Annotated in this window: 20 protein-coding genes; 15 read left to right on the top strand and 5 right to left on the bottom strand. The window is 55.3% G+C overall.

Going from position 1 to position 14,069, the window contains the following annotated elements:
* Positions 1-140 precede the first annotated feature (140 nt).
* The 4 genes from rpsL (at position 141) to tuf (ending at position 4,561) form a co-directional block, all read left to right on the top strand.
* Positions 141-515 carry a 30S ribosomal protein S12 gene (rpsL, locus tag AB1S50_RS04925; protein ID WP_067150990.1) on the top strand — a complete coding sequence of 125 codons (375 nt, stop codon included), beginning with the start codon at positions 141-143 and terminating at the stop codon, positions 513-515.
* A 109-nt stretch (positions 516-624) separates the two neighbouring features.
* A complete protein-coding gene (rpsG, locus tag AB1S50_RS04920) occupies positions 625-1,095 on the top strand; it encodes a 30S ribosomal protein S7 (protein ID WP_367149356.1) in 471 nt (156 codons plus the stop codon).
* Between the two features lie 90 nt (positions 1,096-1,185).
* The gene (gene fusA, locus AB1S50_RS04915; protein WP_367149355.1) at positions 1,186-3,291 is read left to right on the top strand and encodes an elongation factor G; all 2,106 of its coding nucleotides are present in this window, start codon (positions 1,186-1,188) and stop codon (positions 3,289-3,291) included.
* Positions 3,292-3,367: 76 nt separating this feature from the next.
* Positions 3,368-4,561 carry an elongation factor Tu gene (tuf, locus tag AB1S50_RS04910; protein WP_367149354.1) on the top strand — a complete coding sequence of 398 codons (1,194 nt, stop codon included), beginning with the start codon at positions 3,368-3,370 and terminating at the stop codon, positions 4,559-4,561.
* 323 nt (positions 4,562-4,884) lie between these two features.
* Here the strand turns inward: tuf and rrtA are convergent, their stop codons facing one another.
* The 5 genes from rrtA to AB1S50_RS04885 form a co-directional block, all read right to left on the bottom strand.
* Positions 4,885-5,475 carry a rhombosortase gene (gene rrtA, locus AB1S50_RS04905; protein ID WP_367149353.1) on the bottom strand — a complete coding sequence of 197 codons (591 nt, stop codon included), beginning with the start codon at positions 5,473-5,475 and terminating at the stop codon, positions 4,885-4,887.
* Between the two features lie 2 nt (positions 5,476-5,477).
* Entirely contained in the window at positions 5,478-6,320 is an 843-nt protein-coding gene (gene rhlP / locus AB1S50_RS04900; RefSeq protein ID WP_367149352.1) for a rhombotarget lipoprotein, read from the bottom strand.
* Positions 6,321-6,818: 498 nt separating this feature from the next.
* A complete protein-coding gene (locus AB1S50_RS04895; RefSeq protein WP_367149350.1) occupies positions 6,819-7,214 on the bottom strand; it encodes a VOC family protein in 396 nt (131 codons plus the stop codon).
* Positions 7,215-7,388: 174 nt separating this feature from the next.
* Positions 7,389-8,024 (bottom strand): sigma factor, encoded by a 636-nt coding sequence (locus AB1S50_RS04890; protein ID WP_367149348.1) that lies wholly within the window; start codon positions 8,022-8,024, stop codon positions 7,389-7,391.
* Between the two features lie 308 nt (positions 8,025-8,332).
* Positions 8,333-8,842, bottom strand: coding sequence for an aminoacyl-tRNA deacylase (locus tag AB1S50_RS04885; protein WP_367149347.1), 510 nt, complete (start codon positions 8,840-8,842; stop codon positions 8,333-8,335).
* Between the two features lie 141 nt (positions 8,843-8,983).
* On the opposite strand from AB1S50_RS04885, the gene rpsJ reads away from it, so the two are divergent.
* The 11 genes from rpsJ to rpsQ all read left to right on the top strand — a co-directional run bounded on the left by rpsJ (position 8,984) and on the right by rpsQ (position 14,052).
* A complete protein-coding gene (rpsJ, locus tag AB1S50_RS04880) occupies positions 8,984-9,295 on the top strand; it encodes a 30S ribosomal protein S10 (RefSeq protein ID WP_367149346.1) in 312 nt (103 codons plus the stop codon).
* A 109-nt stretch (positions 9,296-9,404) separates the two neighbouring features.
* Positions 9,405-10,040, top strand: a complete 636-nt coding sequence (gene rplC / locus AB1S50_RS04875) for a 50S ribosomal protein L3 (protein ID WP_367149345.1) — start codon at positions 9,405-9,407, stop codon at positions 10,038-10,040.
* A gap of 19 nt (positions 10,041-10,059) precedes the next feature.
* Positions 10,060-10,674, top strand: a complete 615-nt coding sequence (gene rplD / locus AB1S50_RS04870; RefSeq protein WP_367149344.1) for a 50S ribosomal protein L4 — start codon at positions 10,060-10,062, stop codon at positions 10,672-10,674.
* A complete protein-coding gene (gene rplW / locus AB1S50_RS04865; RefSeq protein WP_367149343.1) occupies positions 10,671-10,967 on the top strand; it encodes a 50S ribosomal protein L23 in 297 nt (98 codons plus the stop codon). Before rplD ends, rplW begins: the two co-directional genes overlap by 4 nt.
* A 14-nt stretch (positions 10,968-10,981) precedes the next feature.
* Positions 10,982-11,806 (top strand): 50S ribosomal protein L2, encoded by an 825-nt coding sequence (gene rplB, locus AB1S50_RS04860; RefSeq protein WP_367149342.1) that lies wholly within the window; start codon positions 10,982-10,984, stop codon positions 11,804-11,806.
* Between the two features lie 37 nt (positions 11,807-11,843).
* The gene (gene rpsS, locus AB1S50_RS04855; protein WP_367149340.1) at positions 11,844-12,122 is read left to right on the top strand and encodes a 30S ribosomal protein S19; all 279 of its coding nucleotides are present in this window, start codon (positions 11,844-11,846) and stop codon (positions 12,120-12,122) included.
* Positions 12,123-12,137: 15 nt separating this feature from the next.
* Positions 12,138-12,470, top strand: coding sequence for a 50S ribosomal protein L22 (rplV, locus tag AB1S50_RS04850; RefSeq protein ID WP_367149339.1), 333 nt, complete (start codon positions 12,138-12,140; stop codon positions 12,468-12,470).
* Between the two features lie 19 nt (positions 12,471-12,489).
* On the top strand, positions 12,490-13,170 hold the full coding sequence (gene rpsC / locus AB1S50_RS04845; protein WP_367149338.1) for a 30S ribosomal protein S3: 681 nt from the start codon (positions 12,490-12,492) through the stop codon (positions 13,168-13,170).
* Positions 13,171-13,181: 11 nt separating this feature from the next.
* Entirely contained in the window at positions 13,182-13,595 is a 414-nt protein-coding gene (rplP, locus tag AB1S50_RS04840) for a 50S ribosomal protein L16 (protein ID WP_073277504.1), read from the top strand.
* Complete coding sequence (rpmC, locus tag AB1S50_RS04835; RefSeq protein WP_020411392.1) at positions 13,595-13,786, top strand: 50S ribosomal protein L29; 192 nt, start codon at positions 13,595-13,597, stop codon at positions 13,784-13,786. The genes rplP and rpmC overlap by 1 nt, the downstream gene beginning before the upstream one ends.
* Positions 13,787-13,788: 2 nt before the next feature.
* Positions 13,789-14,052, top strand: a complete 264-nt coding sequence (rpsQ, locus tag AB1S50_RS04830) for a 30S ribosomal protein S17 (protein WP_367149336.1) — start codon at positions 13,789-13,791, stop codon at positions 14,050-14,052.
* Positions 14,053-14,069: the final 17 nt, after the last annotated feature.

The following is a 14,069-nucleotide window of genomic DNA, read 5'->3' as shown; positions in this document are numbered from 1 at the left end:
ATTGACTCGGCGGGCGGGCGCCGATAGAATGCGGCCCCCGCTAATGGGGCGTGTCCGCCTGGACGGTGGTCGCGTACTGACGATAAGCCCTCACTCGCTGTTGATTGGGTGGGGGCCTTTTATTTTTGGAGTGATTTTTAATGGCAACGATCAACCAGTTGGTTCGTAAGCCGAGAAAACGCAAAGTCGAAAAAAGCGACGTTCCCGCACTGCAGGCCAGCCCGCAGCGCCGCGGAGTCTGCACCCGCGTGTACACCACTACACCGAAGAAGCCGAACTCCGCACTGCGCAAGGTTTGCCGTGTGCGCCTCACCAATGGATACGAAGTCACTTCGTACATCGGCGGTGAGGGCCACAACTTGCAGGAACACAGTGTGGTACTGATTCGCGGCGGTCGTGTTAAAGACCTGCCGGGTGTGCGCTACCACACGGTACGCGGTGCGCTGGACTGCGCCGGCGTAAACGACCGCAAGCAGGGCCGTTCCAAGTACGGTGCCAAGCGTCCCAAGGGCTAATCCCCATAACGATTTGCGTTTCGGTTTCCAACCGGAGTAAGGCTGAGCTCGCCGGATTGTAAGGTTTTACGGCGGCGTCTCAGAGTAACCCTGAAGAGAGGCAACACCCATGCCGAGAAGACGAGTAGTCGCCAAGCGCGAAGTACTGCCCGATCCCAAATTCGGGAACGTCACCCTGGCCAAGTTCATGAACCATGTCATGATCAGCGGCAAGAAGTCGGTGGCAGAAAGCATCGTATACGGTGCTTTGGACATGGTTTCAGAAAAACTGAACAAAGACCCCATCGAAATTTTCGAAGAGTCCTTGGAAAACATCGCCCCTATGGTGGAAGTAAAGTCCCGCCGTGTGGGTGGCGCCACCTACCAGGTGCCTGTTGAAGTGCGTCCCTCGCGCCGTATGGCCCTGGCGATGCGCTGGCTGGTGGAGTTTTCCCGCAAGCGCGGTGAAAAATCCATGGCCCAGCGCCTGGCCAACGAAATGATCGATGCCTCCCAGAACAAGGGCGGCGCGGTCAAGAAGCGTGAAGACGTCCACCGTATGGCGGAAGCCAACAAGGCGTTCTCTCACTACCGCTTCTAAGTCTGATGATGACCTACATCGGCAATTAATACCGAAAGGCAGCAGGGAAATTTCCCAGCTGCCTTTTGCCGTTATATCGAGGATACAACTGTGGCACGTAAAACGCCTATCGCACGCTACCGCAACATTGGTATCTGCGCCCACGTAGACGCTGGTAAAACCACCACTACAGAACGCGTTCTTTTTTACACGGGTCTGTCCCACAAAATTGGTGAAGTGCACGAAGGTGCCGCCACCATGGACTGGATGGAGCAGGAGCAGGAGCGTGGAATCACCATCACCTCCGCTGCGACCACCTGTTTCTGGGCCGGCATGCAGCAGCAGTTCGACCAGCACCGCGTCAATATTATCGACACCCCGGGGCACGTGGACTTCACCATCGAGGTGGAACGTTCCCTGCGTGTGCTGGATGGCGCCGTCGTTGTACTGTGTGGCTCCTCCGGTGTTCAGCCCCAGACCGAAACTGTCTGGCGCCAGGCCAACAAGTACGAAGTTCCCCGTATGGTGTTCGTCAATAAGATGGACCGCGCCGGGGCCAACTTCCGCAACGTCGTCAGCCAGCTGAAAGACCGCCTGAACGCAAATGCGGTGCCGCTGCAGATGACCATCGGCGCCGAGGATGAATTCAAGGGCGTAGTCGACCTGGTCAAGATGAAGGCTATTATCTGGAACGAATCCGACCAGGGCATGACCTTCACCTACGAGGATATTCCCGCAGACCTGCTGGGTGAGTGTGAGGAAATGCGCGAATTCCTGGTGGAAGCGGCAGCGGAAGCCAGTGATGAGCTGATGGAAAAGTACCTGGAAGAGGGCGAGCTGACCGAGGAAGAGATCAAGGCAGCCATCCGCCAGCGTACCCTGGCCAATGAAATCGTGCCGGTTCTGGGCGGCTCTGCGTTCAAGAACAAGGGTGTGCAGGCGGTACTGGACGCGGTGATCGAATACCTGCCGGCACCGACTGAAGTTAAAGCGATCGAAGGCACCCTGGAAGACGGTGAAACCGTTGAGAGCCGCGAAGCGGACGACGATGCCCCCTTTGCTGCCCTGGCCTTCAAAATCGCCACCGACCCCTTCGTCGGTACCCTGACTTTCTTCCGTGTCTACTCCGGTAAGCTGGAGAGCGGTACAGCGGTTTACAACTCCGTGAAGATGAAGAAAGAACGTGTTGGCCGTATGGTGCAGATGCACTCCAACGACCGTAAAGAGATCAAGGAAGTACTGGCGGGTGACATCGCTGCTGCCATCGGCCTGAAAGACGTCACCACCGGTGACACCCTGTGTTCCGAGAGCAACAAGATTGTTCTGGAGCGCATGGAGTTCCCCGAGCCGGTGATCTCTGTGGCGGTCGAGCCCAAGTCCAAGGCGGACCAGGAAAAAATGGGTATCGCCCTGGGCAAGCTGGCCCAGGAAGACCCGTCTTTCCGCGTCAAGACCGACGAGGAGACCGGCCAGACCATTATCTCCGGTATGGGTGAGCTGCACCTGGACATTATCGTCGACCGTATGCGTCGCGAGTTCAATGTCGAGGCGAATATCGGCAAGCCTCAGGTGGCCTATCGCGAAGCGATCCGTAACACCAGCGAAATCGAAGGCAAGTTTGTGCGTCAGTCCGGCGGACGCGGCCAGTATGGTCACGTCTGGGTCAAGTTTGAGCCCGCCGAGGACGCGTCCCAGGAAGGTCTGGAATTCGTCAATGAAATCGTGGGTGGTGTGGTACCCAAGGAATATATTCCGGCGGTACAGAAAGGTATCGAAGAGCAGATGCAAAACGGTGTCCTGGCCGGCTACCCGCTGCTGGGCCTGAAGGCGAGCCTGTACGACGGTTCCTACCACGATGTGGACTCCAGTGAGATGGCGTTTAAAATCGCCGGTTCCATGGCCACCAAGAAACTGTCCTCCGTGGGCGGCGCTGTGCTGCTGGAGCCGGTCATGAAGGTGGAAGTGGTGACTCCGGAAGAGAACATGGGCGACGTGGTCGGCGACCTCAACCGCCGCCGCGGCCTGATTCAGGGCATGGATGACAACCCCGCCGGTAAGGTGGTTAACGCGGAAGTTCCCCTGGCGGAGATGTTCGGTTACGCAACCGACCTGCGCTCCGCCACCCAGGGCCGCGCCACCTACACCATGGAGTTCCTGAAGTACGCCGAGGCGCCGAGAAACGTTGCCGATGAGATCATCGCAAAGAACAAGGCCTGATTCACTTCTGTTCAAAAGGGCCCCGGTGAAGCGCCGGGGTTTCTTTGGCAAACATCTAGCTTAGAGGACATTTAAAATGGCAAAAGAAAAGTTTGAACGTTCCAAGCCCCACGTGAACGTGGGCACCATCGGTCACGTAGACCACGGCAAGACAACCCTCACCGCTGCCCTGACCCGCGTATGTTCGGAAGTCTGGGGCGGTGACGCCGTTGCCTTCGACGGCATCGACAATGCCCCGGAAGAGCGCGAGCGCGGTATCACCATCGCCACCTCCCACGTGGAGTACGAGTCCCCGGTCCGCCACTATGCCCACGTGGACTGCCCCGGACACGCCGACTACGTCAAGAATATGATCACCGGTGCCGCGCAGATGGACGGCGCTATCCTGGTATGTTCCGCTGCCGACGGCCCCATGCCGCAGACCCGCGAACACATCCTCCTGTCCCGTCAGGTAGGTGTACCTTACATCGTTGTGTTCCTGAACAAGGCGGACATGGTCGATGACGAAGAGCTGCTCGAGCTGGTGGAAATGGAAGTGCGCGAACTGCTCGACCAGTACGAGTTCCCCGGTGACGACACTCCGATCATCATCGGTTCCGCGCTGATGGCACTGGAAGGCAAAGACGATAACGAAATGGGTACCACTGCCGTCAAGAAGCTGGTGGAAACCCTGGACGAGTACATCCCTGAGCCGGAGCGCGCCGTAGACCAGCCGTTCCTGATGCCCATCGAAGACGTATTCTCCATCTCCGGCCGCGGTACCGTAGTGACCGGCCGTGTAGAGCGCGGTGTGATCAACACTGGCGACGAAGTTGAGATCGTCGGTATCAAGGAAACCACCACCACCACCTGTACCGGTGTGGAGATGTTCCGCAAGCTGCTGGACGAAGGTCGTGCGGGTGAGAACATCGGCGCCCTGCTGCGCGGCACCAAGCGCGACGAGGTGGAGCGTGGTCAGGTACTGGCCAAGCCGGGTTCCATCACTCCGCACACCAAGTTCGAAGCGGAAGTGTACATCCTCTCCAAGGACGAAGGTGGTCGTCACACTCCGTTCTTCAAGGGCTACCGCCCGCAGTTCTACTTCCGTACCACCGACGTGACCGGTGCGGTGGAGCTGCCGGAAGGCACCGAGATGGTGATGCCGGGTGACAATGTCCAGATGAAGGTCACGCTGATCGCCCCCATCGCCATGGAAGACGGGCTGCGCTTCGCGATCCGCGAAGGTGGCCGTACTGTTGGCGCAGGTGTTGTTGCCAAGATCATCGAGTAATTGTAGTCTCGACTGATCTAGTCTAAAGGAAGACCGCAGTGGAAACATTGCGGTCTTTTTCTTTTCTGTGTTAGATCCACTTCTTAACAAATATTGATTTATATCAACTTGCAGCACCGCCGATGAGGTATCACGAAGTGTGAGGGCTTGAGAGTCCGTAGTCAGCTCAACAGATAAGCATTCGAACAAAAAATCCTATAGCACCCACTAAAATGCTCTGAAGGTCAAACAATAGGCTTCGAATAAGAGCTGTGCCAACTTCAGAAAATCTAAAAGGGCGCACCGGTAGAGATAAAATTCCTGCTGCAATATTTCGAATTTCTTTACATATCCTTATACGCTTTAGTAGTACTTGATTTATTTCTATTCCCAATAAGATAAAAAATTATAGCAACTAAACATCCTGAAATATGACTGGTTTGCATCGGGATAAATAATTTACCACTGCCCGAAGGGAGAGGGGATGCATTGATGTATATCTCTACAGCTATTTTAATGGGAACAAAAAAGACTGCGAAGAGACATATGGTCTGCCAGGGACGTGCCTCTTTGATACCCATTAATGCGCAATAGTATAGAATGCCATAAGCGATTCCAGACAAGCCCCCATAGTAATTCATGTGGGGCTTAAAGATTAGTAAACAGATGCTAATAATCATGGGTAGACTAAAGTAGAATATATAAGGGTTTGGGTATTTTTTATTCTCCATCACATAGCCTAAAACCAAGAAGGCGAATAGATTAAAAGTCAGGTGTGTGGTGGAAAAGTGGACAAGATGGCCGGTTATAATACGCCAAATTTCACCATCGAAAATAGCATTGCGATCGAAAACGAGAGCGGAGGAAAAATTAGATGACAAGCTTGCTAGCAAGCTTGTCAGAGTAACTAAGGCTAAAAATATCAGTTGCCCCATTACTATGTTTTCTTGGTTCTTCTGGAGTAGAAGAAATATGCGCTAATAAGTGCTAAGAAGATTACAGTTGCGGCATCAAGGCTTCCGCCGCCTGTATATCCAGGGCTGTGCGCTATTTGAAAATCTTCTGGTAGCTCTTTCACTTTTTCTTTAAATAACTCCAGTTGAATCTCCAGATTTGTAACAAGATCTTTACTTGCCTCTTTGAAGCCGTCTATTCTGTCAGCTCTCAATTGCTCTGAAAGGTTGACTGGAGTGGCCTTGCTTTTTATATGACTGATGCCCGGAGCACGAAATAACATTTTACGGCTTTGGATATCGTAAACCGATGCATCCACCATTGTATTAGTATCATTTTTTTCACCAGGTATGACGTAGGCTCCCACTAGTGTCCAATAAGTTATTGAAGCTATGCCTTCGTCGGTGAATTGAGTTTGGTCATACGAAAGCAGGGCCACGACATCTATGTCATAGATAGTTCGAATTTGGTCTAAATTCGTAAAGCCACCTTCTTTTTTTAAGTAAGCTGAAGGAATTAATTCTATTGATTTTACAAATGTAAATTTTTTGAAATTCTTGCTGACTTCATGCATTAGGTCTATTTTATCTTTTTCGGTAAGGGTTTGCTTCCCTCTGGTTCCCTCAGGAACAAAAGCAACTCCCACTTTCAATGGCAGGGTTAACTGCGGAATGCCTGGGCTTTCAATGCGCTCATCCTCATTCGGGTACAAATATTGAACGGCACTACTGCTGTAATGTTGGGATCTTACAAAGCCGCAATTTGATAACGCCACGCTGTTAACTAGCAAGATTATTAAAAATAAATATTTTTTTGATGGTTTCATTAAACGTCCTTTAGATTGTTACTTGATGCATTTAAAATTGGTTATATTGCTTAAATAACTAATTATGAGAATTTTCGGCATGGTTGGCACTGGTTGAGGTGTTAGTCGAGTATCTGGATGTGGAGGTATAAAACTACTTGTTCGCTTGAGCATAAGAGAGCAAATCCCTTGTAACTTGTTAAACTTGTTCGTACGGGTCGACGGGACATGAGTGCTAATTAAAGAATAATACTCTTAGGTGTTCTTTTTGTAATTCTTCTTCCTGCCTGCCCGGTCTTGATGACCATACGTTTTCCGGTAGCCACCGCCAACCTTCATTAGAGACTTGCTTCCCGTTTTCGGTATTGCTGAGTTCGATTGCTAGGGTCGGGCGATCCATTGATTTCTTATAGCATTAATCTTACCACTCAATGTTCGGAGGCCAAACTTTTTCGAGAGGTTAGTTTTCTACCGCAATTCGGGCGCCCTAACGCCCGGATTGAGGTTTGTCTTATTGCGTCACAGCTTTTGGGATACTTCGGTGGGTGGTTGGTAGAGGCTCAATATGTGTCCGTCCGGATCGGCAAAATCCGCAGTCAAGCCGCCATCCGGAGCATGTTGCACTGGGGCAATAATTTCCACGTTGCAGGCGACCAGCTGTTCAACCATACGGTGTATGTCGTTGTCGCCGGTTGAAAAAACAATGATAGGTGTCCTTGCCGGCTTCTCCTCCCCTTTAAAGAAGACCAGTACAGAGTCGCCGATATGGGCTAGCAGATGGCTGTCGTCTTCTTCCCCCTCTGCAGCGGCTATCCAGCTGGTCTCAAGCCCCAGGGTGCCTTCATAAAACTGCCGCGTACTATCCAGGTCGCTGACAAAAAATACCACAGCGCCTATATGTGAATTTTGCAACATAACAATCTCCGGTCAATGCTTGGTTTCGAGTGTATATCCGCTTTGCGGACACTTACTTATTGCCGCGCCTGGGTGTTTTGTGAGCCGATCGCTCAGTTTATTTTTCCGCTAATCTGCTCTGCCGTCAGAGTGGTTGGCCAATATGGAGCGGCGCGGCGCGCGAACCGGATAACGCTATTTCTCCGGTGAGCGGCTGATTGCAAGCAGGTTGCAGTCCGGGTCTGTGATGCCAAAGCGAAAGTCCACCAGGCGGGCGGGCCCCTGTGCCAGGGCGGCGCGGCGTTGGCCGGCTCCGGGAGGGTTTGCGCTGTCCATTCGCGCGGCGTAGGCCGCAGCCAGGCTCGCGGGGTCGATCTTCCTGCGAGCCTCCTGCGAGGCGAGTTTTTTGCGCATAGCGCTGAGGCGTTGGCGCAAAGTGGCATCGGCAATGCCGAGAACCTGGCAAATCTCACTTTTGTTGAGACCGTTCAAAGCCAGCAGCAGGACCAGTCGCTGCGCCGGGGGCAGGGGCGGGATGCTGCTGCCGCCCAGGATCGTTTTTCGTCCCGGTTCGCGGTTTTCCCGGGCGTAGCTGGACTCCCGGGCCTGGCGGCGCCTGGTCTGCCGGATTGTCTGGGCGGCAAGATTGCGCAGTACCCCATAAAACCAGGCGGCGTCCCGGGGTTCCTGAAAGGGCTTTCGCCGTGCCTCCAGTGCGGCCAGCAGGCCTTGCTGCAGCAGGTCTTCCGCTCCCTGGGAGTCTCCGGAAAGCCGGGCGCTGATACCTAGCCATTTCTGGTATTGATCGATAGCTGGAGGGGTGCTGGGCATTGGCGAAACTGTGTGTCAAGCGGGGTCGTTCCAATTGTGGTTCACCCGGTTGTTATTATTGGTTGCTCTAAGGGTACGGCCGCACAGAGGGAGATGCCAGTGCGGCTGGACAGCCTCCTTCATCAGCCAGTATCGATGACTGACTCCGTGTCGGAACTCTATCACTGGGGCCGGGATAAATCAGTTCCTGTAGCGAAGGGGAGCGCATAGCGTCGCTCGGGCGGCCTCGGCGTTTCACTTTGGTCAGGGTCTCCAATTGGGCGCCGGGGCCCGGGGGCGGGCCGCCCGGCTGTCACTCCCTTCCCCTGCTAGGGCCAGTCTTTGCTTAGGTCGGCGATGTGGCTGCCCATGAACAACTGCGTGAATTGCGGTCCATCCATCGCCACCAGCTCCTCGTGGTCGCCGGCCTCGAAATAGATGGTCTCGCAGCGGCTCAGGCCGCTATCCAGCAGTGTGGTGATACCGTAGGCCTGGCCCAGAGGAGGCAGGGCGCCCAGCTCACAATCCGGGAATAGCGGCCCCAGCTCGCTCTCCGCTACCATCTGCAGGCCATTGCGCCCGGTTTCGTCGTGGACTGCGCGCATATCCAGGCTGCTGCTGGCGGGTATTACCGCCATCACATAACCCTCATCGTCCCTGAGCAGGACTGCCTTGGCCACCCGGTCCTCCCGCACCTGGGCGGCATGGGCGCTCTCACGGCTGGTATGGCTATGGGGATGCTGAATCAGACGATAATCGACTGATTGGTCATTGAGATATTGACTCAATCTTGCGGCAATAGTCATGTCGGTACCCTCGATCCGCTGCCGATACTTCATTGTAGTTTGCGCGCGGGTAAATTTGTGCCGGCCCTCCAGTTGACAGTGCGGCGGCCTGCCCGTAGAATTCGCGCTCCTTTTCGCCCGCCCACGGGGCTGCGTAAAAGGACGTTCTTTGGTTTTGAGTTGGAGTTTGATTCCATGCAGGGTCAACGTATCCGAATTCGCCTGAAGGCGTTCGATCACAAGCTGATCGACTCGTCTACCCAGGAGATCGTCGAGACGGCCAAGCGCACCGGTGCGCAGGTCCGCGGTCCCATTCCGCTGCCGACTCGCAAAGAGAAGTACACCGTGTTGATTTCCCCGCACGTCAACAAAGACGCGCGCGATCAGTACGAGATCCGTACACACAAGCGTTTGCTGGACATCGTTGAGCCGACCGAGAAAACCGTCGACGCGCTGATGAAGCTCGATCTGGCGGCCGGTGTAGAGGTCCAAATTAGTCTCGGCTAACACTTTTACTAACTACCGAATCCCGGGCGAAAAAGGTCTGGGTAGTGTAACGCTCTGAAACTGGGCGGCCGCAGTGGGTTAAAGCCCCGTGCACTGAGAGGTTGAAAAGATGACAATAGGTATTGTCGGCCGCAAGAGCGGCATGACTCGCGTCTTCACCGAGAGTGGCGTATCCATTCCGGTCACCGTGATTGAGGTGGCCCCGAATCGCATCACTCAGGTGAAAACCGCTGAAACCGACGGCTATGCCGCTGTCCAGGTCACTGTGGGCAGTCGCAAGGCGTCCCGTGTCTCCAAGCCCCAAGCGGGTCACTTCGCCAAAGCCAGCTCAGAAGCTGGTACCCGTCTCTTCGAACTGCGCACCGAAGGTGCTGAAGAGGCTTTTGAAATCGGTTCTGAGATCACTGTGTCCGGCTTTGAGGCTGGCCAGAAGATCGACGTGACCGGAACCTCCAAAGGTAAGGGTTTCCAGGGCGGTGTTAAGCGCTGGAACTTCCGCACCCAGGATGCCACCCACGGTAACTCCCTGTCCCACCGCGCACCCGGTTCTATCGGTCAGTGCCAGACTCCTGGCCGCGTATGGAAAGGCAAGAAGATGGCCGGTCATATGGGTGCTGAGCGCGTCACCGTGCAGAATCTGGAAGTGGTTCGTGTGGATGCCGAGCGTAACCTGCTGCTGGTGAAAGGTGCCGTGCCCGGTGCTCCCGGTGGCGACGTAATTGTTCGCCCGGCAGTTAAAGCCTAACACCGAGGGGGAAATGGGTATGGAACTGAATATCGCCACTCCCGAAGGTGCCAAAGGCACAGTGGCTGTCTCTGAAGTGACTTTCGGGCGTGAATTCAATCAGGACCTGGTGCACCAGGCAGTGGTCGCCTTCATGGCCGGCGCTCGCCAGGGTACCAAGGCACAGAAAAACCGCTCTGACGTTTCCGGTGGTGGCAAAAAGCCCTGGCGCCAAAAGGGTACCGGCCGCGCCCGTGCGGGCACTATCCGCAGCCCGCTGTGGCGCTCCGGTGGTGTCACTTTTGCCGCTGAGCCGCGCGATCACAGCGTCAAGTTGAACAGGAAAATGTACCGCGCTGCACTGCGCTGCATCCTGTCCGAGCTGGCCCGTCAGGGGCGCCTGGTGGTGGTGGAGTCCTTCGACGTGGAGGCGCCCAAGACCAAGCAGTTGGTGAGCAAGCTGGCCCAGTTCGATTTGGCCGATGCGCTGATCGTGACCGAGGAGCTGAGCGAAAACCTCTACCTGGCCGCGCGCAACCTGCACAAGATCGACGTCCGCGACGTGCAGGGCATAGACCCGGTGAGCCTGATCCGCTTTGACAAGGTGGTGGTGACCGTGGCGGCGCTCAAGAAAATTGAAGAGGTGCTGGGATGAACCAGGAGCGACTCTACAACATAGTGTTGGGCCCGGTGGTTTCCGAAAGAGCCGCCATGCTGGCCGATAGCGCCAACCAGGTGGTTTTCAAGGTTGTCGCCGACGCCGAGAAAGCTGAGATCAAGGCCGCGGTTGAGAAGCTGTTCAACGTTTCCGTCGAGCAGGTTCGCACCCTGAACGTCAAAGGCAAAACCAAACGCACCCGCCACGGCATAGGCCGTCGCAGTGGCTGGAAAAAAGCCTATGTTCGCCTGGCTGAAGGCAGCGATATCAACTTTGAAGCTGCTGAGTAAAGGGGACAGTTGCAATGCCGATTGTAAAAAGTAAACCGACCTCCGCCGGTCGACGCCATCAGGTAAGGGTCGTCAATCCCGACCTGCACAAAGGCGCGCCCTATGCCCCTTTGCTGGAGAGCAAAAGCAAAAGCGGTGGCCGTAACAACAATGGTCGTATCACTACCCGTCATATCGGTGGTGGTCACAAGCAGCACTATCGCATCATCGACTTCAAGCGCAACAAGGACGGTATTCCGGCCAAAGTTGAACGCCTGGAGTATGATCCCAACCGCAGTGCGAACATCGCACTGGTTTGTTACGCCGATGGTGAGCGCCGCTACATCATAGCGCCTAAGGGCCTCAAGGCGGGTGCCACCATTCAGTCGGGCGATGCCGCGCCGATTGCGGTGGGCAACACTCTGCCCCTGCGCAATGTTCCGGTGGGTTCGGTGATCCACGCCATCGAGCTGAAGCCGGGCAAGGGCGCCCAGCTGGCCCGTTCCGCCGGTGCCTCTGTGCAACTGGTGGCCCGGGATGGCCAGTACGCGACCATTCGCCTGCGTTCAGGGGAAACGCGCAAGGTGCTCGCTGAGTGCCGCGCAACCCTGGGTGAAGTGGGCAATTCCGAGCACGGCCTGCGCAAGCTGGGCAAGGCCGGTGCTGCGCGCTGGCGCGGTGTTCGTCCAACCGTTCGCGGTGTGGCGATGAACCCGGTCGACCACCCGCACGGTGGTGGTGAGGGTCGTACCTCTGGTGGACGCCATCCGGTGACCCCCTGGGGCGTTCCCACCAAGGGTAAGAAAACGCGCAAGAACAAGCGCACCGATAAAATGATTGTACGTCGCCGCGGCAAGTAAGCCGTGCGGTGTCTGAGCAGCTAGAGAGGAATCGACAGTGCCACGCTCACTCAAGAAAGGTCCCTTTATTGATCTGTACCTGATCAAAAAGGTGGAGGCAGCGATTGCAGCCAATGATCGCCGGCCGATTAAAACCTGGTCCCGCCGTTCCATGATTATGCCGGAAATGGTGGGGCTGACGATCGCTGTGCACAACGGTCGTCAACACGTGCCCGTTTTGGTCAACGAAGAAATGGTTGGTCACAAGCTGGGCGAGTTCGCTGCCACCCGCACTTACCGCGGCCACGCTGCGGATAAGAAAGCGAAGAAGCGCTAAGCCGAGGTTATTACGATGGAAGTAGCAGCAAAATTACGCGGCGCACGTCTGTCGGCGCAAAAGGCGCGACTGGTAGCGGATCAGGTTCGTGGCAAAGGCGTTGAGGAAGCCCTGGATATTCTGGCATTCAGCAATAAAAAGGGTGCGGCGATCGTCAAGAAGGTGCTGGAGTCGGCGGTTGCCAACGCCGAGCACAACGAGGGCGCCGACGTGGATGAACTGAAGGTTTCCACAATTTTTGTGGACGAAGGTATGACCATGAAGCGCATTAAGCCGCGTGCCAAAGGTCGTGCTGATCGTATTCTTAAGCGTACTTGTCACATTACTGTGAAAGTGGCCGAGAAATAACAGAGCAGGCGAGAAAACCATGGGACAAAAAGTACATCCTACCGGCATTCGTCTGGGTATCGTTAAAAAGCATACCTCCGTGTGGTATGCCGGCAGCGACGAGTACGCAGACAAGCTGTACACGGATCTGAAAGTTCGCGAATTCATTCGCAAAAAACTGGCCCACGCCTCTGTGAGCCGAATCGAGATCGAGCGTCCGGCAAACACCGCGCGTGTGACGATTCACACCGCCCGGCCCGGTATCGTGATCGGTAAAAAAGGTGAAGACGTGGAACGTCTGCGCAAAGAGGTAAGCGCGCAGATGGGCGTGCCGGTGCATATCGATATCGAAGAGGTGCGCAAGCCGGACCTGGATGCAACTCTGGTGGGCCAGAATGTCGCCCAGCAGCTGGAGCGCCGTGTCATGTTCCGTCGCGCCATGAAGCGCGCGGTACAAAACGCCATGCGTCAGGGCGCCCAGGGCATCAGGATTCAGGTGAGTGGTCGTCTCGGTGGTGCGGAAATCGCCCGCACCGAGTGGTACCGCGAAGGCCGTGTACCCCTGCACACCCTGCGTGCCAATATCGACTACGCCACTGCCGAGGCGATGACCACTTACGGCATCATCGGCATCAAGGTGTGGATCTTTAAAGGTGAAGTCATCGGTGACGAAGTGCCCGATGAGAAGCCGGCGAAGAGCCGCAAGAAAGCTGCTAAATAAGGAGTACGCAGATGCTGCAACCAAAGCGTACAAAATTCCGCAAGGTACAGAAGGGGCGCAATCGCGGTCTTTCTCAGCGCGGCTCCAAGGTGAGCTTTGGCGAGTTCGGCCTCAAAGCCATCGGTCGCGGCCGCATTACTGCGCGCCAGATCGAGGCGGCCCGTCGCGCCATGACCCGTCACGTAAAGCGTGGCGGTAAAATCTGGATTCGCGTGTTTCCGGACAAGCCAATTACCAACAAGCCCCTCGAAGTGCGGATGGGTAAAGGTAAAGGTGGTGTTGAATATTGGGTGGCTCAGATCCAGCCGGGCAAGGTCCTCTACGAGATGGAGGGTGTATCCGAAGATCTGGCTCGCGAAGCGTTTGAGCTTGCTGCGGCCAAGCTGCCTGTAAAGACAACTTTCGTTAAGCGTTCGGTGATGTAATGAAGACTGCAGATCTACGCGAAAAGTCAGTTGAAGAGTTGAATCAGGAATTGCTGAACCAACTTGAGGCTCAGTTCAAGCTTCGCATGCAAAAGTCCACCGGTCAGCTGGCCCAGACCCATCTGTTGAAGCAGACTCGTCGCGACATTGCTCGCATTAAGACTGTGTTGACCGAGAAGGCAGGTAACTAATCATGGCGGAAGCAAAGCTGAAGCGTACACTCACCGGCAAGGTCGTGAGTGACAAGATGGATAAAACCATCACCGTTTTGATCGAGCGCCGTGTTAAGCACCCGATCTACGGCAAAATCGTAAACAAGTCCACCAAACTCAAGGCCCACGACGAGGGTAATGAGTGCAACATCGGCGATGTTGTCACTATCGAGGAATCTCGTCCGTTGTCCAAGAGCAAGTCCTGGGCTTTGCAGAAAATTGTAGAGCGTGCGGCGAAGGTATAACCCCTAGCGCATTGAAT

Origin of the sequence: Microbulbifer discodermiae (assembly GCF_040742695.1) — a bacterium.
Lineage (GTDB): Bacteria > Pseudomonadota > Gammaproteobacteria > Pseudomonadales > Cellvibrionaceae > Microbulbifer.
Note: the sequence above shows the minus strand (reverse complement) of the source record. Positions and strands in the feature narration are given on the sequence as shown.

Excerpts from the sequence above, each read along its gene's own strand:
- AB1S50_RS04890 (WP_367149348.1), bottom strand. The coding sequence starts at position 8,024 with ATGCCCAGCACCCCTCCAGCTATCGATCAATACCAGAAATGGCTAGGT.
- rpsJ (WP_367149346.1), top strand. The coding sequence starts at position 8,984 with ATGCAGGGTCAACGTATCCGAATTCGCCTGAAGGCGTTCGATCACAAG.
- rrtA (WP_367149353.1), bottom strand. The coding sequence starts at position 5,475 with ATGGGGCAACTGATATTTTTAGCCTTAGTTACTCTGACAAGCTTGCTA.
- rplV (WP_367149339.1), top strand. The coding sequence starts at position 12,138 with ATGGAAGTAGCAGCAAAATTACGCGGCGCACGTCTGTCGGCGCAAAAG.
- rpsC (WP_367149338.1), top strand. The coding sequence starts at position 12,490 with ATGGGACAAAAAGTACATCCTACCGGCATTCGTCTGGGTATCGTTAAA.
- rpmC (WP_020411392.1), top strand. The coding sequence starts at position 13,595 with ATGAAGACTGCAGATCTACGCGAAAAGTCAGTTGAAGAGTTGAATCAG.
- rpsL (WP_067150990.1), top strand. The coding sequence starts at position 141 with ATGGCAACGATCAACCAGTTGGTTCGTAAGCCGAGAAAACGCAAAGTC.
- rpsG (WP_367149356.1), top strand. The coding sequence starts at position 625 with ATGCCGAGAAGACGAGTAGTCGCCAAGCGCGAAGTACTGCCCGATCCC.
- rplC (WP_367149345.1), top strand. The coding sequence starts at position 9,405 with ATGACAATAGGTATTGTCGGCCGCAAGAGCGGCATGACTCGCGTCTTC.
- AB1S50_RS04885 (WP_367149347.1), bottom strand. The coding sequence starts at position 8,842 with ATGAAGTATCGGCAGCGGATCGAGGGTACCGACATGACTATTGCCGCA.
- rplB (WP_367149342.1), top strand. The coding sequence starts at position 10,982 with ATGCCGATTGTAAAAAGTAAACCGACCTCCGCCGGTCGACGCCATCAG.
- tuf (WP_367149354.1), top strand. The coding sequence starts at position 3,368 with ATGGCAAAAGAAAAGTTTGAACGTTCCAAGCCCCACGTGAACGTGGGC.
- rpsQ (WP_367149336.1), top strand. The coding sequence starts at position 13,789 with ATGGCGGAAGCAAAGCTGAAGCGTACACTCACCGGCAAGGTCGTGAGT.
- rplW (WP_367149343.1), top strand. The coding sequence starts at position 10,671 with ATGAACCAGGAGCGACTCTACAACATAGTGTTGGGCCCGGTGGTTTCC.
- rplD (WP_367149344.1), top strand. The coding sequence starts at position 10,060 with ATGGAACTGAATATCGCCACTCCCGAAGGTGCCAAAGGCACAGTGGCT.
- rhlP (WP_367149352.1), bottom strand. The coding sequence starts at position 6,320 with ATGAAACCATCAAAAAAATATTTATTTTTAATAATCTTGCTAGTTAAC.
- rplP (WP_073277504.1), top strand. The coding sequence starts at position 13,182 with ATGCTGCAACCAAAGCGTACAAAATTCCGCAAGGTACAGAAGGGGCGC.
- AB1S50_RS04895 (WP_367149350.1), bottom strand. The coding sequence starts at position 7,214 with ATGTTGCAAAATTCACATATAGGCGCTGTGGTATTTTTTGTCAGCGAC.